The sequence below is a fragment of the Candidatus Binataceae bacterium genome (assembly GCA_036495685.1).
Classification (GTDB): domain Bacteria; phylum Desulfobacterota; class Binatia; order Binatales; family Binataceae; genus JAFAHS01.
Map to the genome: position 1 here is coordinate 124,258 of DASXMJ010000023.1, position 20,248 is coordinate 144,505.

The 20,248-nt window shown below is 60.7% G+C and carries 22 protein-coding genes; 7 read left to right on the plus strand and 15 right to left on the minus strand.

Annotation, left to right across the window (positions count from 1 at the left end; translation table 11 throughout):
- Positions 1-2: 2 nt before the first annotated feature.
- The 7 genes from nuoB to VGI36_02870 all read right to left on the minus strand — a co-directional run bounded on the left by nuoB (position 3) and on the right by VGI36_02870 (position 5,412).
- Positions 3-506, minus strand: coding sequence for an NADH-quinone oxidoreductase subunit NuoB (nuoB, locus tag VGI36_02840; protein ID HEY2484053.1), 504 nt, complete (start codon positions 504-506; stop codon positions 3-5).
- 14 nt (positions 507-520) lie between these two features.
- Positions 521-907, minus strand: coding sequence for an NADH-quinone oxidoreductase subunit A (locus tag VGI36_02845; protein HEY2484054.1), 387 nt, complete (start codon positions 905-907; stop codon positions 521-523).
- Between the two features lie 367 nt (positions 908-1,274).
- Entirely contained in the window at positions 1,275-1,610 is a 336-nt protein-coding gene (locus VGI36_02850; protein HEY2484055.1) for an FmdB family zinc ribbon protein, read from the minus strand.
- Positions 1,611-1,692: 82 nt separating this feature from the next.
- On the minus strand, positions 1,693-1,908 hold the full coding sequence (locus VGI36_02855) for a hypothetical protein (protein HEY2484056.1): 216 nt from the start codon (positions 1,906-1,908) through the stop codon (positions 1,693-1,695).
- 6 nt (positions 1,909-1,914) lie between these two features.
- Positions 1,915-3,672, minus strand: a complete 1,758-nt coding sequence (locus VGI36_02860) for a hypothetical protein (GenBank protein ID HEY2484057.1) — start codon at positions 3,670-3,672, stop codon at positions 1,915-1,917.
- Entirely contained in the window at positions 3,669-4,610 is a 942-nt protein-coding gene (locus tag VGI36_02865; protein HEY2484058.1) for an isoaspartyl peptidase/L-asparaginase, read from the minus strand. The genes VGI36_02860 and VGI36_02865 overlap by 4 nt, the downstream gene beginning before the upstream one ends.
- Before the next feature lies 1 nt (position 4,611).
- Entirely contained in the window at positions 4,612-5,412 is an 801-nt protein-coding gene (locus VGI36_02870; GenBank protein ID HEY2484059.1) for a methyltransferase domain-containing protein, read from the minus strand.
- A gap of 95 nt (positions 5,413-5,507) precedes the next feature.
- Between VGI36_02870 and VGI36_02875 the strand changes: the two genes are divergently transcribed.
- Positions 5,508-6,506 (plus strand): hypothetical protein, encoded by a 999-nt coding sequence (locus VGI36_02875; GenBank protein HEY2484060.1) that lies wholly within the window; start codon positions 5,508-5,510, stop codon positions 6,504-6,506.
- Positions 6,507-6,682: 176 nt separating this feature from the next.
- Here VGI36_02875 and VGI36_02880 read toward each other — a convergent pair whose 3' ends face one another.
- The 6 genes from VGI36_02880 to VGI36_02905 form a co-directional block, all read right to left on the minus strand.
- The gene (locus VGI36_02880; GenBank protein HEY2484061.1) at positions 6,683-7,576 is read right to left on the minus strand and encodes an SDR family NAD(P)-dependent oxidoreductase; all 894 of its coding nucleotides are present in this window, start codon (positions 7,574-7,576) and stop codon (positions 6,683-6,685) included.
- Positions 7,577-7,713: 137 nt separating this feature from the next.
- On the minus strand, positions 7,714-8,787 hold the full coding sequence (locus VGI36_02885) for a hypothetical protein (GenBank protein HEY2484062.1): 1,074 nt from the start codon (positions 8,785-8,787) through the stop codon (positions 7,714-7,716).
- A 16-nt stretch (positions 8,788-8,803) separates the two neighbouring features.
- Entirely contained in the window at positions 8,804-9,958 is a 1,155-nt protein-coding gene (locus VGI36_02890) for a CoA transferase (GenBank protein HEY2484063.1), read from the minus strand.
- 78 nt (positions 9,959-10,036) lie between these two features.
- The gene (gene malQ, locus VGI36_02895; GenBank protein ID HEY2484064.1) at positions 10,037-11,575 is read right to left on the minus strand and encodes a 4-alpha-glucanotransferase; all 1,539 of its coding nucleotides are present in this window, start codon (positions 11,573-11,575) and stop codon (positions 10,037-10,039) included.
- 31 nt (positions 11,576-11,606) lie between these two features.
- Positions 11,607-12,365, minus strand: a complete 759-nt coding sequence (locus VGI36_02900; protein ID HEY2484065.1) for an SDR family NAD(P)-dependent oxidoreductase — start codon at positions 12,363-12,365, stop codon at positions 11,607-11,609.
- Positions 12,366-12,373: 8 nt separating this feature from the next.
- Positions 12,374-12,718, minus strand: a complete 345-nt coding sequence (locus VGI36_02905; GenBank protein HEY2484066.1) for a tetratricopeptide repeat protein — start codon at positions 12,716-12,718, stop codon at positions 12,374-12,376.
- Positions 12,719-12,782: 64 nt separating this feature from the next.
- Between VGI36_02905 and VGI36_02910 the strand changes: the two genes are divergently transcribed.
- Complete coding sequence (locus VGI36_02910) at positions 12,783-13,100, plus strand: iron-sulfur cluster assembly protein (GenBank protein HEY2484067.1); 318 nt, start codon at positions 12,783-12,785, stop codon at positions 13,098-13,100.
- A gap of 152 nt (positions 13,101-13,252) precedes the next feature.
- Here VGI36_02910 and VGI36_02915 read toward each other — a convergent pair whose 3' ends face one another.
- Positions 13,253-14,863, minus strand: coding sequence for an FAD-binding oxidoreductase (locus tag VGI36_02915; protein HEY2484068.1), 1,611 nt, complete (start codon positions 14,861-14,863; stop codon positions 13,253-13,255).
- Positions 14,864-15,011: 148 nt separating this feature from the next.
- Between VGI36_02915 and VGI36_02920 the strand changes: the two genes are divergently transcribed.
- Both VGI36_02920 and VGI36_02925 read left to right on the plus strand, forming a co-directional pair.
- Complete coding sequence (locus VGI36_02920) at positions 15,012-15,893, plus strand: haloalkane dehalogenase (protein HEY2484069.1); 882 nt, start codon at positions 15,012-15,014, stop codon at positions 15,891-15,893.
- Between the two features lie 37 nt (positions 15,894-15,930).
- Positions 15,931-16,725 carry an enoyl-CoA hydratase-related protein gene (locus tag VGI36_02925; protein ID HEY2484070.1) on the plus strand — a complete coding sequence of 265 codons (795 nt, stop codon included), beginning with the start codon at positions 15,931-15,933 and terminating at the stop codon, positions 16,723-16,725.
- A gap of 54 nt (positions 16,726-16,779) precedes the next feature.
- On the opposite strand, the gene hpnR is transcribed toward VGI36_02925, so the two are convergent.
- Positions 16,780-18,297, minus strand: coding sequence for a hopanoid C-3 methylase HpnR (hpnR, locus tag VGI36_02930; GenBank protein ID HEY2484071.1), 1,518 nt, complete (start codon positions 18,295-18,297; stop codon positions 16,780-16,782).
- A gap of 144 nt (positions 18,298-18,441) precedes the next feature.
- Between hpnR and VGI36_02935 the strand changes: the two genes are divergently transcribed.
- The 3 genes from VGI36_02935 to VGI36_02945 all read left to right on the plus strand — a co-directional run.
- Positions 18,442-18,597 (plus strand): hypothetical protein, encoded by a 156-nt coding sequence (locus VGI36_02935; GenBank protein HEY2484072.1) that lies wholly within the window; start codon positions 18,442-18,444, stop codon positions 18,595-18,597.
- Positions 18,598-18,722: 125 nt separating this feature from the next.
- A complete protein-coding gene (locus VGI36_02940; protein ID HEY2484073.1) occupies positions 18,723-19,742 on the plus strand; it encodes an aldo/keto reductase in 1,020 nt (339 codons plus the stop codon).
- Between the two features lie 99 nt (positions 19,743-19,841).
- On the plus strand, positions 19,842-20,248 hold a 407-nt coding region (locus VGI36_02945; protein HEY2484074.1), incomplete at its 3' end, for a VOC family protein.

Here is a 20,248-nt window from a genome sequence, read left to right on the forward strand (position 1 = left end):
CCTCAGGCCGCGGTCACCCGCGCCCCGTTGCCGCGGGTGAGCCAGCGCTCGGTCATCATCTTTTCCTGGAGCTTCAGCAGGCCTTCGGTGAGTGCCTCGGGACGCGGAGGGCATCCGGGCACGTAGACATCGACCGGCAGGATTTTGTCCACCCCGTCGCACACCGAGTAGGCAAGCTGGAAGAGCCCGCCGCAGCTCGCGCACGAACCCATCGAAATCACGTATCGAGGCTCGGGCATCTGGTCGTAGAGCAGGCGGGTTCGAAGCGCCATCTTCAGGGTCAGGGTTCCAGCCACGATCATCAGGTCAGACTGGCGCGCCGAGGCGCGCGGACTTGCGCCGAAACGATCGATATCCGCGCGTGGACCCCCCGTATGCATCAATTCAATCGCGCAACACGCCAGGCCGAACAGCATGTACCAGATGCTCGATTTGCGCATCCAGTTGAGGAGCTCATCGGTCTTGGTCGTGAGCACGTAATCGGGCAGCGTATTCAGAAGCGACATAACTCTCTCACCACTTACTCCGGCACTTTTTTGACCCACTCCAGGTCATGCTTGACCCAAACGTAAATCAGCCCCACGAACAGGATCAGCAAGAAGATGAGAATTTCCGAGAGTGCGTAGAACCGCTGACCGCCACGAACCCAATCGAGATAGACTGTCGCGATCGGGTAAACAAAGGCGACTTCCACTTCGAACACCACAAAGATTAACGCTATCAGGTAGAAGCGCACGTTGAAGTTGATCCATGCCCGGCCGGTCGGCGGTTCGCCGCACTCATAGGGCATCACCTTGCGCTCGTAAGGGTTGTTTGGAGCCAGCAGCCTCTGCAGCCCGAACATCGCCGCTATTAGCCCGATGCCGAAGATGGTCAGAGCCAGCGGCACTCCGAAGTGCAAATACATGAGCTGATTACCGCAACCTCAATTAGTTGTACCAGATCGTGGTGTCAAGAAGAGCGACTTTTCGTGGAACCTTTGACGCTTAAGCGAAACTTCTTCTAGCGATCAATATATCTCAGCTGAAGCTGCTGAGATACCGGCACCAATTTCCTTGATTTGGAGAGCTTCTCGAGAATTGCAAAGCGGTCTCATCACCCACGCGCGATGGACGTTGGCGATTGGATCACGAACTGAGGTGACTTCAGCCGCCCTCCTGCGGCATTTTCGCGCGCGGCGTCCCAAAACTTCGTCTCGTCGACGCGATCCTTACTCAGCCCTCAGGTAGGTGCTTTCCGAAGCGGCGCGCGGTCACAGCGGGCGAAACGGGCTATCAGGACATTTCCTTAATCAGCTTGCCGCTGCGCGCTTTCTCGACCGTGGACTCAAACCGAGGTCCCAGGTCTACGCCCATTTCCTTGGCGCGCTTCTTAGCCCACAGGCCAACGTTGCGGGAGTCACGGTAGAAGGATTCGTCGCGTGGCTTGGAGGTATCAAAACTCTGAAGCCGCGAGGCTTCGCTCTCGACCACGGCGAAGCAAGACATCACCCGCCGCAGCCGCGTCGAGTGACAGGCGCGGCAGGAACGGCGCTCGCGCTTCCTGCGCCCCAGCACGACATGCGAGCTGACCTGGCCGCACCGCGCGCATTCATACTCAAAAATCGGCATCTGGCGCGAAGGATATCGTGCCCCCATTAGGCTGGCAATCAAGGACGGAGAAACCCACAACTGCCCGATCCGTAAGCCAGACCTAGCGGGATGGGTAAATCAGGTTTGCAATTGGACTTCCGGCCAGAAACAGTACCCCTATCGCTCCTACCACCAGCCCGGTTCCCAGCCACCACGGCGAGCGATATTCGGCCCCCAGGACGATCATCAGCAGCGCCCAGACCGGCAGAACCGCCGAGATGCCAAATCGGATCAGCGCGCTGACCGCACGCTCTGCTCTTTCAACTTGATCGGCCATTGGTTCCTATCTAGCGATTCCACGGTCGCTCTTCAAACCCGACGCCGGCTCAATCAGATAGAGCGCCGGAGGACCTTCCCCGCCTGAAATATTTGACCTCTCTACCAGTCGTAGGCGCCCTCGATAGGAGTCCGGCAGCATAGCCAGGTCCCTGTCTCGAGCGATCAGGTACCCTCCGGAAGGAGTGGCAGGTTCCTTCCTGATAGCCGGGGGAAGGCCTCTCCCCAAGACCAGCGGCGGTACCAGTGCCCCATAGTAGAAGGCCAGGTCGAAATCGGCATCATGGACCACAAACAGCGGATGACCATCGATCCGTTCGCGAACCTGCGCAACGAAGCTCTTGTAACTGCGCGACCTCGCAAGCTCGGGTCGGACGAAAGTGTCGATCAGAACGACGCCCGCAAAGCTGATCACGCCGATCATTGCGCCGACCAGAAATGTCGAGCGTCGAACTAAAAATACGAACGCAGCTACCGCAGCCACCGCAGAAATGCCTAGAAGGATCATGAACGGCGGGCTCCGGGTCGCGATGCCGCGTTCCAGAATCGTCATCAGCGCCGCATCGCTCGATTGTAGCGTCAGCGGCGGATTCCTCGTGGCAGTCGCGAGAGCCAGCGGGACCGCCAGCAGCGCTGCGAACCCTATCAGCGCGCTTACCCCGTCGCGAATCTTTGCGCCTCCCGGGTAGCCGCCCGTCGGCTGCTTCATGCCGAAAGCAGCTGCGGACAAAATCGCAACTCCCGGCAGAGCGGGTAGAATGTAGTCGTCGCGCTTGGCGCTGGCGACCGAGAACACAATCACGACAGCAGCGACCAGGCTCGCCTGGAAGACCAGGGGCCTGCGCTGCGGGTTCGATACTTCTCCGGTTGCAAAGCCTGCCAGGGTTGCGGGCATCAACAAAATCAACGGGTTAGCCTGGCCGATGAGACGCGCCGTGATGTACCAGAACGGCCGCGAGGCTTCACCGGTACCGCCCAGACTGGCAGGAGCGAAATGCCCGAAGTTCTCATGTAGAAAAATGCGCACTTCGTGGGATCCTCCGATGATCAGATATGGCGCGTACCAAAGAAAGCCGATCGTCGCCGCGATGACGAAAATCTGCCAGGGCCATGCGCTACGCAGTAGCGGCCGCACATGGTCACGCTCGAATGCAACAAACAGCAATCCTGCGCATGCCGCGAGGATCAGGACCACCGGCCCCTTGGTTACGACACCGAGTCCGAGTAGTGCTCCGGTTGCGTAAATACGCGCGCTTGATGCTCTGCCCCCGAACATCGGGTACGCGACGAGCCAGGCACTCATCAGGAGCGCCACCATTAACATGTCGGTCAGGGCCAGAGTCGCCCGCGAGGAAAATCCGTAGATGCCGAGAATGAACATTAACGCCAGCCACCCCTCAGCGACGCCAATCTCGGATGCCGTCCACCCCAGGACTTCCACCGCGATGACCGTCGCGGCAACCACCGAGACGATGCGCGCACGGGTCTCATCGACCGTGCCGCCGGTGGCCTTGCTGATCAGTGCGGAAAGCCAGTAATAGAGCGGCGGTTTGCGATCTACGAAGCCGTAGTAGTCGCGCGGGTTGAACCAATTGCCGTCGCGAACCACGCTTACGATCCATTCCGCGGATTGCGGTTCGGCGTCCTTCTGAAACGGCGCACTGATCCCCTGCGTCAGAACCAAAAAGGCCAAGATGGCAGCGGCGACCAGGTGGATTGTCGGCACACCGCGAGCGGCGACTAGCGGCCCGTCACCCTGGGTCATGATGTTCTTGCCAGCCTCAGCGGCTCGACCCAACAGTGCCGCAGCTCAGCCGAGTCGAAGGTCGCGACCTGCATGGCGGCGGCGTTATGCGCAAATCCGATCCGTCCCTTGCGGTCCACGATGACTATTCCACCTTCCGCTCTTGCCGGCTCGAGCAGGGTGGCGACCGCGCGGTGAGCAACGGACGATGGAGACTGCCCCGAAAGTGCAGCGACCGCCTCCCGGCAGAGTCCGGCCAGGATAATCGCCTCGCCGTGTCCGGTCGCTGAGGCCCCTCCTCGAGCCGACACAAAGGTTCCCGCGCCAACTATGGCGGAATCGCCGACGCGACCGGGAATTTTGCCCGGAATTCCGCCAGTTGAAGTCCCCGCAGCGATATTGCCATTTGAGTCGATCGCCACGGCGCCCACCGTGCTGGGCGCGGCTGCGCTCGAGCCTTGGTTGCGAAGTTGGAACTGCCGCGCACGCCAGCGCTCGCGTGCGCGAGCAGTGATCAGATCCTCGACACGACACAACTCGATCCCGGCGCGCCGGGCGAATCGATGCGCCCCGCTGCCGGCGAGCATCACATGAGGTGTCTCCTCCATTACCGCCCGCGCCAACATCAACGGGTTCTTGACCCGACTCACGGCGGCAACCGCGCCCGCCGATATCCGCGCCTTCCCGCGTTCCATGACCATGACGGACGCATCCATCTCTACGGTTCCGACGCTGGTGAGAACCGAGCCGGTTCCCGCGTTGAACCGCGGATCGTCCTCTAGCTCCACCACCGTCACCTGCACGGCATCGAGGGCACTCCCACCTTCTCGGAGCAGCTCGGCGCCGCGTCGAACCGCCGCGAGCAGCGCATGTCGGCGCTCCGCTCGTTCCGCGGCCGGTCCTTTCGCACCCGCACCTCCATGTGCAATCAGTGCAGGCGATATACGCCGAAGCGTCATTTCATAAGGCCGGGCGGCGCGCCCAAATGAACAGGCGCTTGAAATCAAAAGTAACCGCTCCCGAGGTGCCGTAGGCCCTCTCCAGGCGGTGCCGGTAGGAATCGAGAAACGCTGTGCGCCGATCCTCGGGAAGCGCGTCGATAAACGGTCGCAGCCCGGTAGCGCGATACCACTCGACCACCTCCGCGGGACTCTGCATTGGATGGTGGAAGGTGCGGTAGAAGCAATCGATTTCCGAAAACCCAATCTCACGCAGGATTTGCTGGTATTTCCCGGGCGGCGGCACTTCACGGAACGATTCGTCGATCCCGGAGAGCAGCGCGCACCACGGCTCCTCGCGCGCCAGATCACTCAGTGCCGCCTTCGCGGTTTCGCGATCGTTGGCCGGCATCTGGATGACCATGCGACCGCCGGGGACGAGGGCACGCAGCCAGTGTCCGAGCACCTCGCGATGCTTTGGTATCCACTGCAGAGCCGCGTTCGAGAAGATAATCGCGTACTCGCGCTCACTACCGAGTCTCGCGATATCGCCAACTCGGAATCCGACCCGGTCGCGAAGTTCGCGCGCCAGGGTCGCTCTGGTTTTTTGTGCAGCGTCGATCATTGCCGGCGACAGATCGACCCCGAGCGCCTCGCCCCGGGACGCGCGTCGAGCAAGTTCGATGGTGTGGTCGCCCGTCCCGCAGCCCAGATCGGCGATACGCTCGTCGCCAGAAATCGGCAGGCGAGCAAGGATCAGCTCGACCGGCTCCGCCCGATAGCGGCGAAAACGGTTATACAGCTCCGGTTCCCAGTCGCTCATGTCAGCAATTTGCGCCTCGAAGGCAGCATAGGTGCCGACCGCCTGCCTCTCAAGGCGCTTGCCCGCCCTAAGGCTATCGGACAAACCATAGCGGCATGAATTCGTCCCCTTCGGCGGGCGCCGGCGCCTCGCGCCATTCGCGACGTTTCGCGCTGATTGGCGGGGTCATGGTGGGGCTGGCCACCCTGCTCTGGCTGGCCGCGGCAACGCTGGTTGCTTATCGACTGAAATATCCAGGGTTCCTGGAGGATGGACTGACCGACGTGTATGGCCCTGCTGTCCCGGTGGACATCGCGTCCTTGCCCCTCGATCCCCGAAAAGCGTTCGGAGCGGATTTCGAATCGGTGAAAATCCACTTGAGCAGAGATCGCAGCGTCGACGGATGGATGATTCCGGGCAAACTCCCCGCGGCTATGCTGCTGGTCCCGCCTGCCGGAGGTACGCGACGCACGATGATTCCGTACGCGAAATTCCTGCACGCAACAGGCTACCCAATCCTGGCCATCGACAGCGGCGACAATCCTCAAACCGGCACCACCTGGGGATGGAACGAGCGTACGGCAGCACTTTCCGCCGCCAGCGAGCTGCGGCGGCGCGGCTTCAAAAGAATTGGCGCGTTGGGAGTTTCCGAAGGGGCGGCCGAGATAATTCTGGTGCAGGCTGCGGGCGCGTCGTTTGACGCGATCGTCGCCGATAGCCCTTATGGAAGCCTGGCCGGAATGTTCCAGCGGGTTCCCTCGATCGCCGGCTTAAATCCGGCGCTGCAACAGACCGCGCTCTGGGAAGCGGGGTTTTTTTTAGGTCACTCGATCTGGAAGGTCGATCCCGCCAAAGCCGCCCGCGACCTGGGTCCCGCCGGAATTCTGGTCATTCACAATCAGGGCGACAAGATCGTTCCAATCTCGGATGCGGAAGCTATCAGTACCGCGGCCGGCAATCGCGGCGAACTCTGGATCGTGCCGGGAGATGGACATGGCGACGCCATCTTCGAAGCACCCGCTGAATACGCCGCGCGCGTGGTCAAGTTCCTCGAGCAGAATTTACTGGTGCCCAGCTCAAGCGGTCCAAGGAATACCGCGTCCGCGAGCCCTTGAACCTCCGCGTCTAGTCGTCGTCACGCAAAGCAGTCATTCCAAATGTGGTTTTCCAGATGGGGTCAGGCTGGTTAGTTTCCGCACCCCGGTTGGGGACCTGCAGCGCCCCAAGAAAAAAGCGCAAGCAACAATCACTGCCTTGATCGTTTTACCGGCGAACTCCGGTCGCAACCGCGCTACATCCGCGGCGGGCTTAAGTCCACCAGCAATGTCGACTTGAGGCGATCGAACAACGCATCGATGTCCCACGGACCGTCGTTATAGATGACCCTATCGGCCACGATGTGCCGATAACGCATGATCCGGTAGCCGGATGCACCGAAACATTGCCCGGTAACGCTAGCGGCTTCATCGCTGGCGAGGAACACGCAGAGTGGCGCGACGTTGATGGGATCGCGTGGAGTTCCTTCCACGCTCTGGCTCTGCGCTATTCCGGTCGCACCCGGCATGCGGCCCGCCGGAATCGTATCGGTCATGCGGGTGGATGCACCAGGCATGATCGCATTTACGGTGATGCCGTACTTTTGCAGCGCGTTTGCCGAACTGTAGGTCAGCCCGAGAATCCCGGCCTTCGCTGCGGCATAGTTCGGCTGCCCGGGGCTGCCGAGCGCGGAATTCGATGAAAAATTTATCACGCGCCCGCTCTTATGCTCGCGCATGTGGGCCGTGGCCGGCCGCATGGTGCAGTAGTGGCCCTTGAGATGGACCCGAATTACGTCATCCCATTCCTGCTCGCTCATGTTGAAGATCATTCGATCGCGCAGAATGCCGGCGACGTTGACCAGGATATCGAGCTTGCAGAACTCCTTGACCGCCTGATTGATGAGGCCCTCACCACCCTCCACGGTGGAGATGTCCATGTGGTTGGAAGTCGCCTTGCCGCCGGCAGCTTTGATCTCCTTGACCACATCTTCGGCCGGAGTGCTGGTCTCACGCGCGCCCGCGACAGTAACGCCCAGGTCATTGACCACCACCGCGGCACCCTGCGCGGCAAATGTCTTCGCGATTCCGCGGCCGATCCCGCGGCCGCCCCCGGTGATTACCGCAACCTTGCCATCGAGCTTACCCATAGGTTCGCGTCTCCTTGATGTGATGGAATCCAAACTCTTAAGGGTTTCGGTTCCCACGAGCCGAACAGTCGGTTCTAAAGAAAACGCCGGCTCGTCTCCAGCGCTTATAGCGCAAAATTCCGTCCACGGGCAGGAATTCAGAAGCTAGCTACGTTCGCCACGACGAATTCCACGATCTGTCCCTGGGTATTAACCCGGGCGATCTTTCCGTTGGGTTCGGTAAACCACAGATTTCCATCGGGGCCGGCCGCGATGAAGGTCGGAACGGTGTCGGAGCCGGTATGGAACGCGGTGAATTCTCCGGAAGGTGAGACGCGCATGACCGTGCGGCTGCCAACGATGGTGACCCAAAGATTACCATCCGAGCCGGTCGCGATTCCGAGCGGCGATCCTTTCTCCGGCAGATGATATTCGGTTATGGAACCTTGCGGCGTAACCTTGCCGATTTGTTGCGCCGCAAGTTCGGTAAACCATACGTTGCCGTCGGGACCGAGCGTCATGCAGCCGGGCGTCGCATCTGGGGTCTGGATGGCGAATTCGGCGACCTTGCCGTTAGAAGTAATCCTGCCGAGCCGATTGCCTTTATCTTCCGCAAACCAGACATAACCGTCGCGCCCTGCCACGATCTCTGCGGGCCCGCCCCCGCTCGGCAGGCTGAATTCAGTGAGCGTTCCCGATGGGCTCAGGCGACCGATGCGATTTCCAGTCCGCTCGGTAAACCAGAGATTCCCGTCTTCGCCGGTTGTGATGCCATTAGGGCCGCTCCCGTCGCGCGGCAATTTTACGTAGGCGACCTTGTCGTCACCCTGCACGCGCCCGATACGGTTACCCACCGTATCAGTGAACCACATCGCTCCATCGGGCCCAGCCGTGAGGCGCTGCGCAAAGCCGCTTGGATCGATCTTGAACCGCATGACCGAGCCATTGGACTGAATCCGGCCGATACCGTCACCCTGGTACTCGGTGTACCAAACCGCGCCATCCTTTCCACCAGCGATTGCGTACGGCGAATGAGTGCCGATCGGCCCGCGATGAGCGCGCTCCGGCGGCGCCGGAGGAGCTTTCGCGCGAGCGGTGGCGCAAGCTGCTAGAACGCACGCCCCTATCGCGGCAAAGACCAGCTGGGCCAGAACCCTTCCGGAAAGCGAAATGGTTCCACAAGCATGTGCCTGTGCCGCCGCGTTGCGCGGTAACCCAGCTCGCAGTTTCACAGGTGCCGACACCTGGCTATTTGATGATTGCGCGGCTATGGAGGTCGGCTATCTCCTGTCGGTCAAATCCGAAATCCGCGAGAATCTCGTCGGTATGCTCGCCCAGGCCCGGGGCATGACGCCAAAGCTCAGGCTTCTTTCCCGAAAGGCGGGTGCCGGGACGCACGGCGCGGACTCGCCCGGCGACTGGATGCTCATATTCGTAGAAGGTCTCGTTGACTACGTACTGAGGATCTTCCCAGATTGTGTCGAAGTCATTTACGCGCCCGCACGGGACATCGGCCTTTTCGATTCGCTCGAGCCAGTAGTCGGACGGCTGGCTCGGAAACAGCTCGATTAGTTTGCGCGCGGCATTCCGCACTCGCTCGTTGCGCGGTTCGTCTCCCTCGAACCACTCGGGATGCCCGACCGCTTCGAGTAGTGCTTTCCAATGTTTGTCGGTCAACGGTGCAATCGTCATGTAGCCGTCTGCCGTCTTGAAGGGTTCTGCCGAACCCATCGTGGGCGGCAATCCCGGTTGATGGGGCAGCAGCGTATGACGCACGCCGGTGTCACCCATCAGGTAGTATGCGACCGCGTCTATCATCGCGATCTCGATGTGCTGTCCCTTGCCGGTGCGCGCTTCCTGCAGGGCGGCAAGAATGCCGATTGCAGCCGTCATTGCGGTCACCTTGTCGGCTATGATGTTTTTTACCGCACGCGGCCGGCCTTGTGTCCGCTGGGTGATCATTACGCCCGCGACTCCCTGGATAATCGGATCGTAGGCGGGTTTGTCGCGATAAGGACCTTCGAAACCGTAGCCGGCGATCGAGCAGTACACGATCTTGGGGTTGCGTTTCGACACTGCCTCGTAGCCGACACCGAGACGGTCTACCACCCCCGGCCGCACGTTCTGGATCACAACGTCGGCTTGCTCCGCCATCCTCAGGAAAACCTCCGCGGCGCCCGGCTGCTTGAGATCGAGGACCATGCCTCGCTTGCTGCGGTTCCAGTTGAGGATTCCGACCGGCACCCCGTTGCGTTGCGGACCCGGAACGATGCGCACCACGTCCCCCTCGGGCGGCTCGATCTTTATGATGTCGGCGCCCAAGTCGCCGAGTATCATCGTGCAAAATGGCCCAGCGACAACCATGCTCAGGTCCAGAACCTTGATGCCTTTAAGCGGACCCATCAGGAAACCCTCCACCGCTCTTATAGTCGAAGCCGCATTGTCCTAACAATGCGGACCGGCCAACCGACGCGCTGACCCTCAAGCGCGGGCAGATTCCTTCGCGATGGCGCGAAGCTTTTCAATTCGCGACTTGATTTTGGGAAGCTTCGCTCGATCTTCAAGTTCAAACGGCAGGCGATAGGCCCAGTTGGCCTCGCTGATAAGCCCCGGATGGTTTATCTGGTCGCTCCAGCCAAACAGGTCCTGGATAGGCAGAACCACGAGCCGGGCCGGTGACGCATACAGCGAACCAATGATCGCATCGCGTGCCGCATCATCGAGCGGCGATTGCGGATCGACTCGATCCGAAATCCCGAGAGCCTCCAGAAGTTTACCCCGCTCGGACTGGGGCTGCGCGAGCCACCAGGTCGTAAGCGGTTCGGTGTCATGGGTGCCGGTGGTCGCCAACGACAGTTCCGGGTACTCGACCGGCTTGAGAAATCGTTCCTGCGGGGTTTCCCACGCCGTGCGCTCCCACTGCATAACTTTGTAGCCGGCAATTCCCAGACGGGACAGGGAAGCGCGAACCCCTGGTGGCACGGAACCGAGATCTTCCGCGAACAGCGTGCAGCGGCCGGCCGCATCCTGCAACGCTCCAAGAATCTCTTCCCCCTGCGCCTGCTGCGCCGACTCGTCTTCGGGAACGAAGGTACCCTCAGCGTCAGGATCTTCGCCGAACGAGAATGTCCGATACAGTCCGACGACATGATCTATCCGAAGCAAATCGAACATCGCGGCTGCCCGACGCACCCGCGCGCGCCACAGTCTGAAGTCGTCCTCGCGCATCCGCTCCCATCGCGGCAACGGCAACCCCCATCGCTGCCCACGCGGGTTGAACGCGTCGGGCGGCGCGCCGATGGTTCGACCAAGATCGAACAGCGCTTGGTTTGCCCAGACCTCCGCACTATCCAGCGCCGGCGAGAACGCCATGTCTCCACCAATCATCACGTGATGTTCAGCCGCGTAAGAGTGCATCGCCGACCACTGACGTTCCGCAAGGAACTGGAACCAGCAATAGCGGGCGATCGGTTCAGTGAATTCCCGTCTCGCGGTATCGAGCGCGAGCGCCTCCCGGTTGCGCAGCTCGGCGGGCCAGTCTTCCCATGGAGCCCAATCAAATCGGTCCTTCAGCGCCCGAAACAATGCATAGTCGGTAAGCCATTCGTGGTGTTGCTCGATATATGCCTCGAACTCCTTGCTGTGCGCGAAACGGTCGCGCGATTTACCCCAGGCGCGCTCCAAGATCGGCATTTTGGCGGCGCGCACCGCGACCCGCCCGCCCGAAGGGTGCTGGTTGGCGAGCTTCCTCCGTGCGCGAGTAACGCCGCCACGTACAATTCCGTCCACAGCGCGCAACGAGAGCAACGCGGGGTCAACCGCAAACACGCTCATCGCGCTGTACGGACTGGTTTCTTCGGGAGCACCCTCGTCAAGCGGAAGCAGCTGAATGAGACCGAGACCCATCTCACGCGCGAAATCGACCATCGGGGCGAGATCGAGGATCTCGCCCCGCCCCAGGTCGTCCGGCGTGCGCAACGAGAACAGCGGCATCAGTACGCCGGCAACCCGTGGCAGCATGATGGAGTATTCGATCGATCGGTCCGGGAACTCAGATCACATAGCCGCCGTTGGGGCTAACCACCTGGCCGACCATGAAGTTGGAGTCGTCGGTTGCCAGGAACAGCGCCGCGCGGGCGATATCGCGCGGCTCGCCGAAACGGCCGATCGGGGTTGCGCTGATCACCTGCTGGCGCATTTCCGCGGTAATCGGCGCGGTCATGGGCGTTTCGATGAATCCGGGAGCAATGCAGTTGACCAGTATTCCGTGGCCCACGACTTCTTTGGCCAGCGCCTTGGTGAACGAAATGATCCCACCCTTGGCGGCCGAGTACGGGACCGCATATCCAAGACCCGTGGTCCCGGCGATCGACCCCAGATTGATGACGCGTCCCGACTTTTTTGGAAGCATCAGCTTCAGCGCCTCGCGCGTGCAGTAAAAGGTCGCATCGAGATGCGTGGCGAGCATCTTGTGCCAGTCTTCATCGGCAACGTCCTGAAGACCGGTAAATTCATTCGATTCGCGCGTCCGCCCGATGCCGGCATTGTTGATGAGAACATCGATTGTGCCGAATGCGGCAACGAAATCGGCGAACATCCTTCTTACCGCGGCGCTCGACGAGACGTCGGCGACGAAGGGGCGCGCTCTACCGCCCGCGCGCTCGATCTCGGACACCACGTTGTGCGCGGATTCGGGACGAATATCGTTAACCGCGATGGTCGCGCCCTCGCCCGCGAAGGTCAGACCCATCTCGCGGCCCAACCCCGAGCCGCCGCCGGTGATCATCACGATCTTTTCCTTGAGCTTCATTCGATTCCTCACGGTTTCTGCTTGGCTTCGCGCAACTGACGTTTCCAATCCAGCCGGCGCGCCTCGGCTCCCGCGGTTTCGGCCTCCGTAATCATTCCCTTCTTCTGGTAGAACATGCTCAAATTGGTAAACGCGAGAATGTCTTCTGGGTCCTGCGCGATATGTTTCTTGGTGACTTCAATGGCCATGTCGAGATCGCCTTTCGCCTGATAACACATCGCCATGCCGTGCACCGCATCGGTAAACTTTGGATCGACCTCAAGCGCCTTGCGGTAGGCCACAATTGCCTCGTCATACTTTTCGTCGGCATAGAGATCGACCGCTTCATCGTAAAGCTGTTCCACGTCAGGCATCGTATGTTCTCCCGGACTAGCGTTTTTCCTGGTTCGTTCAGTCTTATATAATAGAGATTTGCGGATGGATAATTCACCTAACATCACGGAAGCCGAGGTCTACGAAGTTCTCCGCGAGTGTTTCGACCCGGAGATTCCGGTCAACATTGTTGATCTCGGACTGGTATACGGCGTCGCTCTGCAAGGGGGAGTGGTCAACGTCACTATGACCCTGACCGCACCCGGATGCCAAATGGGTGCAATGATCACCCAGGACATCCAGGACAAGCTGCTCGGCATTCCGGGTTGCGAAGACGCCACCATCGAGTTGGTGTGGGACCCACCGTGGAATCCTCAGATGATGAGCGCGGCCGCGCGCAAGCAACTGAAGCTGGACGAATGAACTGACCGCCCCCGTTCTTAAGCAGGCGACGGTCACCGCCGATGGTCACATCGGGCAGGGTGGCGTCGGCATTCCCAGGCGCCCCTGCTTGATTCGAACCGAAATCGAAGCTCCGCACAGCGGCGTGGCCGCCGGTCGCTCGGTTGTTTGCCCTAATCCGGATCGAGCAGCACGCCCGGGTTTAGAATTCCCTTCGGATCCAGTGCGCGCTTGGCCGCCTTCAGCGCGCGCGCAAATCCCTCGGGACGCTGCTGGTCGTACCACGGCCGATGGTCCCGACCGACCGCGTGATGATGGGTGATCGTTCCGCCGAGCTTGATCAGTTGTTCAGACACCGCCGCCTTTATTTCGTCCCATTGCTCCATCTCCGAACCGCGCCGGCCGGGCGCCAAAATCGTGTAATAGGGGGCGGGACCGTCCGGGTACACGTGAGTGAATCGGCAGGTCACGGTTCCCATGCCACATACCCGTTTCACCGCGTCAGTCGCGCATTGGGTCATCTGACGATGGAACTCCGGAAACCGCTCCCAGGTAATCGCGGTTTCAAACGTGTCGCTAACCATCCCCATCGCGACCACGGTGTCACGCAGATAGGGCGCGTTGAGGAATGCATTGCGCCACGCGCCAGCCGCGCCTTCATGGGTCGCATTTTCGTCGCTGCGAGTCTTACCTGTATCGGCAGGAAGGCGCCCACCATGATCGGCGCAACATTCCAGCGCCCGCTTGATCCACGGGTCGAGCGGATGGTCGGCCGACTCGAAGGCCAGCACCAGCACGGCCTCGTTCTGCTCGGTGGCTCCCGCGTTGAATGCCTCGCCCGGATCGAGCAGTCGGCAATTGGCCGGATAGATCCCGGACTGCGCGATCTGGCGCACCGCATCCGCGGCGGAAAGGAAATCATCGAAAGGCACCGATGCCCCGGCACGGAAGGTCGGCCGGTTCTGCACACGCATCCACGCCTCAGTAATGACCCCCAGAATTCCTTCCGAACCGATGAACATCCGGTCCGGGCTGGGACCAGCGCCGGAACCCGGCAGTCGCCGCGATTCAACTACCCCGGTCGGCGTGACCACGCGGACCGACTCCACGAAGTCATCAATGTGTGTGTACAGAGTCGCGAAGTGGCCACCCGAGCGGGTCGCGATCCATCCACCTAGCGAGGAAAATTCAAACGACTGCGGAAAATGGCGGATGGTGTAGCCGTGCGGGCGAAGCTGATCGTCCAGCGCCGGGCCAAGCACGCCAGCCTGAATACGGGCCGCACGCGAAACCTTATCGACTTCGAGCACGCGGTCCAGATGCTTGAGATCGATGGAAACCGCGCCGCGATAGCGATCACCCGCGGGCGGCTCGACTCCCCCAACCACGCTGGAGCCGCCGCCAAACGGCGCAGCGGCGAGGTTTGCAGTGTCACACCATTCCAGCACCCGGACCAGCTGGGCCTCATCGCGAGGATAGGCGACCACGTCGAAAGGATTAGGAAAGTACCTGCGGAACGCGCGCACCACGTCGCGAAAGCTGCTTCCATAACTGTGCAGGGCACGATCATAGGTGGCGCTCGTGCAGATTGATGCGAGAGCGTCGGGCGGTGCTATCCGGGGCGGTCGCAGGTTGAGCTCGCTCTCCTTGGGCGGCGGCGTAATCTCCAGCGGACCCAGGGCGAAGCGCTTTTCCATCCGCTCCGCCATATGCCGCTGTTGCTCGAGGTTGGGCCCCTGGTCCTCGTAGCCCCATCCCCAGAATTTACGTCTGCGCTCGGCCATGTTCTCCGCTCTCCTGTTTCTGACGGTGGGATTCTCCCCGGTCGCTCGGGCGAGCGCAAATCCGCCCGGACGCGGAATCCTCGGGTTGTGTGATCTCGCCGGAGGTCGTATTTCTCGACTGACTACCCGCAGCGAGGTTTCAGCCCCCATGAGCGAGGAAACTGTCTCATCCGCCGATCCGCATCCCCGCCACAGATTCGAACTGCTGGGCACGTGGATGTCCTATGCAGACGTCGGCGCAGGGGATCCGATAGTGTTTCTGCACGGCAATCCAACTTCGTCCTATCTGTGGCGCAATGTCATTCCCCACCTGAAACCCCTTGCACGCTGTATCGCTCCGGATTTGATCGGGATGGGCGCTTCAGGTGCGTCGGCCACCGGGAGCTATCGATTCGCGGACCATTCGCGCCACCTCGATGCGTTCCTGGAGGGCGTCGTCCCGAGTGGCCCGCTCACGCTGGTGGTACATGACTGGGGCTCGGCCTTGGGTTTCGCTTGGGCGCGACGCCATCCCGAACGGATCAAGGGAATTGCTTACATGGAAGCGATCGTGCGTCCGCTCATCTGGGCGGAGTGGTCGGAACGCGCTGTCGGGATTTTCAAGGCCCTGCGCAGCCCGGCCGGTGACGATATGATCTTGCTCAACAACGTATTCGTCGAACGCATTCTGCCCGGCAGCGTGATCCGCAAGCTCACCCCCGAAGAGATGGATAACTATCGACGGCCGTTCCGCGATGCCGGCGAATCACGCCGGCCGACGCTGCAATGGCCCCGCGAAATTCCCATCGACGGTGAACCAGCCGACGTCGTCGCAATCGTGAAGAGCTACTCGGATTGGCTCACGCAAAGCCCGGTGCCCAAGCTGTTCATCAACGCGAATCCCGGTGCGATCCTGGTCGGAGCGCAGCGTGAGTTCTGCCGCAAATGGCCGAATCAAAGCGAAGTGACGGTCAACGGAGTGCATTTCATCCAGGAAGATTCGCCGCACGAAATCGGCCGCGCGACCGCGGATTGGTATCGCGAACTGTGACCCCAGTGCCTGGAAGGTTTCAAAGAGGAGTCGAGCAATGGCCGAATATGCAAACCTGGTCCTTGAGATTCGCAACCACGTAGGGCACCTCACGTTCAACCGGCCCCAGGCCGCCAACGGAATCGACCTGGCCCTGGCGCGCGATTTCAGCGACGCGATTCGACGTTGCCAGGAGGATCCGAGCCTGCGCGCGTTACTCCTGAGCGGCAAAGGCAAAATGTTTTGTGCCGGCGGGGACCTCAAGGCGTTCGCCGCCCAGCCGGCCTCGGACCTGCCCAGCTATCTGCGCGAAGTAACCCACTTCCTGCACGGCGCCATCTCGACGTTCGCGCACATGAGTTCTCCGGTCATCGCAGCCGTGCATGGAAGCGCCGCGGGCGCGGGATTCAGTCTCGCCTGCGCGTGCGATTTCGTGTTCGCGGCGGAAAGCGCCAAGTTCACCCTGGCCTATTCGCGAGCCGGGCTGACGCCCGATGGTTCGGCGACCTACTTCCTGCCGAGAATCGTCGGGTTTCGTCGCGCGCTCGAGCTGGCGATCATTAACCCGGTCCTGACCGCGGAGGAGGCACACAGCCTGGCGATTGTGACTCGGGTTGTTCCGGATAGCCAATTGCTGGATCAGGCCCGCGCGTTTGCCGAGCAACTCGCCGCGGGTCCGACGCTCGCCTTCGGCGGAGTCAAACGATTGCTGCTCGAGAGCGTAGCCAACAAGCTCGAGACGCAGATGGCCCTCGAAACCGACTGGATCACCCAGATGGCTCGGACCCGAGACGGTCGCGAAGGCATCGAGGCCTTTGTTGGAAAACGCACGCCACAATTCAAGGCAGAGTGAAAGGCCGAGGGCGCAGCTTTCACGGATGGGCGCATTCACAGCAACTTCTTTCTTCTAACTGCTGACCCCAGGTGTAAGTTCCGACGCTGGCCTGCGAACCGGCTTGTTGGGCGGATGGATGTACAGCAGTGAGTCGTCGGGACGCCCGGTCGTATGCATCTTCGGGGGGCGCATCTGGTATTTCACGGGTTGCGAGTGCTCGGCGAATTGGCGCTCCGGGTTGTAAACCTTGTTGAACTTCCACAGCATCTTGATGAAGTTCGTCTGACCCTTGAGCATCAGCTTTCCAGCGATGGAAGCAACTTCCTTGAGCGCCGCGAATCCGAGGTGCTTGCGATTCAGCACGTCCTGGGTTTTCACCAGCTCCTGGTAGAAACTCTTGAGTGGTAACTTGGTCGGCAGCACCGCGTGCTGGATGTCGTACAGTCGATAGTCGAGCGTGGTCAGCTTGCGCGACTCGGTGAACCAAAGTTCGGTGCCCGGATACGGAGTCGCAACCGTGAGATGAACGATCTCTGGCACGCTCATCGCCCATTCGCGGATGATTTCGAAGCGACGCTCATCCCACGAGGGATCGGCGATCAGGTTGATGGCGACGGTCAGGCCGATATCGCGCGCCACTTCCAACGCCTTGATGTTTGCGCCCGTGGATGAACGTTTGCGATGGGTTTTCAAACCTTCTTCGTCGATTGCTTCCAGCCCCAGGAACATGTACTCGAGCCCGAGCCGCCGCCAGTAGCGGAACACTTCCTGGTTGCGAATCAGGACATCGGCGCGGGTCTCAAGGTAGTACTGCTTTTTGATCTTGCGCTTTTCGAGCTCGGCACCGATCGCGAAGCCGTGCTCCGGATGAATGAAAGCGACATCGTCGACGATAAAGACGTTGGGTTCCTTGATCGAGGCCATGTCCTCGGCGGCCGCCTCCGCGGTCGACTTGCGGTAACTGCGGCCATAGAAAGTCCAAGCGCTGCAGAACGAACAATCCCACGGACACCCGCGCGTGAACTCGATCGAGGCGCAGGGATCGAGCACACCGATAAAGTATTTGTTGCGCCGGCGCCCGAGGTCGCGCGCCGGGAAATATTGGTCGAGATCTTCCACCATGGTCGGCGTCGGGCCCACTCCCTGAAGTGAGACCAGCCCGGGCACCTTGGTCAGCGAATCGGTGCCGATCGCTTGCAGCAGCATTTGCGCGCTCTTCTCTCCTTCACCACGCAGCACGCAATCCACCGCCCCTTCTGCGTGCTCCAGAATCTCGTCCGCAACAAATGAGCCGCTGTGCCCGCCGGTAAACACAAAACAGTCGCGATTGCGCTGCTTGATAGCCTTGGCCAGATCGACAACTTCCGGCACATTGGCGAGGTAGTTCAGCGAGAACCCCACCGCCTGCGGCTTGAAAGCTTCAAATTCCTTATAAAGGTCGCGATGCTGAAAAATCTGCAAGTCCAAAATCCGAACGTCATGTCCAGCCGCCCGGACTGCGGCCGCGACCCGCTCCATTCCCAAAGGTTCAAGACGGAGATAAATCTCGCTGTACATTAGAGGACTCGGATGGACGAACAGGACCCGCATCAATTCTTCTCCTTGGAAGTGCGCCTGACCAATCGGCCAGTCGGCAATTGTAGTCCGCTCGTCGGTGGATTGAAATACTGCGGTAGCGCGCTGTGACGTCTTTAGTAGGTGTTGCTCATCGCGTATCAGCAGGTGACGAAGCCTATGCGCAAATCGAGAGATCTTACCCTGGCGCTGATATTGGCAGTGGCGCTGATCGACGCGCTGCTTCTTGCGATCTTGCGCGTTCGCCTGATTCAGGGTCAGGGCTACGACTTGGGCCGAGGCCGTCCCGTCGTTGTCAGGCCCGCGCTCCGCTGAGCGGGTCGAGCTCTCCGGCGGTGAACTCTTGACAATCCGCACGCCGCGCCGGAGTTTTGAGCCCAAGGTCGTTTCGCTTCACAACTCATCACTAAGCGCGGAGTCTCTCCGCGGGACGAGGAAACATGCAGTACGCAAAGCTTGGACGGACCGGACTGTCAGTCTCACGCATCTGCCTGGGGTGCATGAGCTATGGTGACAAGAAATGGCGCGATTGGGTGCTCACGGTGGAGGAAGCGCGCGAGCACTTTGCCGAAGCCCTCGAAGCAGGAATCAACTTCTTCGATACGGCCAACGTTTACTCGGTCGGCGTGAGCGAGGAAGTTACCGGCCGCTGGCTCAACGAAATGGCGAATCGCGATGAGATCGTCGTTGCGACCAAGGTCTACGGCCCGATGTCTTCCGGGCAAAATCGCGGCGGCCTCTCGCGCAAAGCTATCCTGCAGTCATGCGATGCGTCATTGAAGCGCCTGCGGATGGATTACATCGACCTCTATCAGATCCATCGCTTCGACTTCACCGTGCCACTGGAGGAAACGCTAGAAGCGCTGGATTCCCTGGTACGCGCGGGCAAGGTGCGCTACCTCGGCGCCAGTTCGATGGCGGCATGGCAGTTTGCCAAAGCGCTGTTTCTCCAGAAGGAGCACGGGTGGCACAGGTTTGTCTCGATGCAGAACCACTACAATCTGGTTTATCGAGAAGAAGAGCGTGAAATGAACCCGCTCTGCATCGACCAAGGGGTTGGACTAATTCCTTGGAGCCCGCTCGCGCGCGGCTTTCTGGCGGGCAATCGAAGCGCCGCGGATAAAGGTGGCGAAACGGTGCGCGCCAAGTCAGATGAATTCGCCAAGGACATGTACTTCCGCGAGAGCGACTTCGAGGTACTTGGAGCAGTTGAGAAAGTCGCCCAACAGCGCGGGGTAGCGCCGTCACAAATCGCCTGCGCCTGGATTCTCCAGGCGCCCGGCGTGAGCGCACCGATCATTGGCGCAACCAAGCTAAAGCATCTCAAGGAGTCGATCGAAGCAGTATCGATCAAACTGAGCGCCGAAGAGGTATCAGAACTGGAAAAGCCGTACACTCCCCATCCGATCCTTGGCCATGCGCAACCAAGCCCCAAGCGGATGGCGGCCAACGCCGCGTAATTTCCCCTTCCGTGGCTGCGATTTCCGGTCCGAGCCCGAAGGGAGGGAAATGGGCGGGGAGAGCCCAAGCAGTCCAGCGACGAGGAATTGGAGGTCCTGATGGACATCAACGGCGTTGCTCACGTAATGCTGACTGTAAGCGACTTCGAGAAGTGCTACCCGTTTTACGAGAGCCTGCTGACCTTCCTGGGTATGAAGCCGGTGATTCGGAACGGGCAGACGCTCTATTGCGTCGGCGGAAGAACCGCGGTCGGCATCGTCCGGTGCGCCGACGATCATCGCAGCGAACCATTCGTGCAGAACCGGATCGGCCTCCATCACGTGTGCCTCCGCGCTCGCGAGCACGCCGACGTGGATGAAGCTTACCGCTTCTTGCAGTCGATCGGCGCGAAGATTGTTCACCCGCCCGAAGAAGGCCCCTGGGCGCCCGGCTACTACTCCGTGCTATTCGAGGATCCGGACGGAATCCGTCTGGAGATTAATCACGTACCAGGAAAAGGCTTGCT

Excerpts from the sequence above, each read along its gene's own strand:
- nuoB (HEY2484053.1), bottom strand. The coding sequence starts at position 506 with ATGTCGCTTCTGAATACGCTGCCCGATTACGTGCTCACGACCAAGACC.
- VGI36_02845 (HEY2484054.1), bottom strand. The coding sequence starts at position 907 with ATGTATTTGCACTTCGGAGTGCCGCTGGCTCTGACCATCTTCGGCATC.
- VGI36_02850 (HEY2484055.1), bottom strand. The coding sequence starts at position 1,610 with ATGCCGATTTTTGAGTATGAATGCGCGCGGTGCGGCCAGGTCAGCTCG.
- VGI36_02855 (HEY2484056.1), bottom strand. The coding sequence starts at position 1,908 with ATGGCCGATCAAGTTGAAAGAGCAGAGCGTGCGGTCAGCGCGCTGATC.
- VGI36_02860 (HEY2484057.1), bottom strand. The coding sequence starts at position 3,672 with ATGACCCAGGGTGACGGGCCGCTAGTCGCCGCTCGCGGTGTGCCGACA.
- VGI36_02865 (HEY2484058.1), bottom strand. The coding sequence starts at position 4,610 with ATGACGCTTCGGCGTATATCGCCTGCACTGATTGCACATGGAGGTGCG.
- VGI36_02870 (HEY2484059.1), bottom strand. The coding sequence starts at position 5,412 with ATGAGCGACTGGGAACCGGAGCTGTATAACCGTTTTCGCCGCTATCGG.
- VGI36_02875 (HEY2484060.1), top strand. The coding sequence starts at position 5,508 with ATGAATTCGTCCCCTTCGGCGGGCGCCGGCGCCTCGCGCCATTCGCGA.
- VGI36_02880 (HEY2484061.1), bottom strand. The coding sequence starts at position 7,576 with ATGGGTAAGCTCGATGGCAAGGTTGCGGTAATCACCGGGGGCGGCCGC.
- VGI36_02890 (HEY2484063.1), bottom strand. The coding sequence starts at position 9,958 with ATGGGTCCGCTTAAAGGCATCAAGGTTCTGGACCTGAGCATGGTTGTC.
- malQ (HEY2484064.1), bottom strand. The coding sequence starts at position 11,575 with ATGCTGCCACGGGTTGCCGGCGTACTGATGCCGCTGTTCTCGTTGCGC.
- VGI36_02900 (HEY2484065.1), bottom strand. The coding sequence starts at position 12,365 with ATGAAGCTCAAGGAAAAGATCGTGATGATCACCGGCGGCGGCTCGGGG.
- VGI36_02905 (HEY2484066.1), bottom strand. The coding sequence starts at position 12,718 with ATGCCTGACGTGGAACAGCTTTACGATGAAGCGGTCGATCTCTATGCC.
- VGI36_02910 (HEY2484067.1), top strand. The coding sequence starts at position 12,783 with ATGGATAATTCACCTAACATCACGGAAGCCGAGGTCTACGAAGTTCTC.
- VGI36_02915 (HEY2484068.1), bottom strand. The coding sequence starts at position 14,863 with ATGGCCGAGCGCAGACGTAAATTCTGGGGATGGGGCTACGAGGACCAG.
- VGI36_02920 (HEY2484069.1), top strand. The coding sequence starts at position 15,012 with ATGAGCGAGGAAACTGTCTCATCCGCCGATCCGCATCCCCGCCACAGA.
- VGI36_02925 (HEY2484070.1), top strand. The coding sequence starts at position 15,931 with ATGGCCGAATATGCAAACCTGGTCCTTGAGATTCGCAACCACGTAGGG.
- hpnR (HEY2484071.1), bottom strand. The coding sequence starts at position 18,297 with ATGCGGGTCCTGTTCGTCCATCCGAGTCCTCTAATGTACAGCGAGATT.
- VGI36_02935 (HEY2484072.1), top strand. The coding sequence starts at position 18,442 with ATGCGCAAATCGAGAGATCTTACCCTGGCGCTGATATTGGCAGTGGCG.
- VGI36_02940 (HEY2484073.1), top strand. The coding sequence starts at position 18,723 with ATGCAGTACGCAAAGCTTGGACGGACCGGACTGTCAGTCTCACGCATC.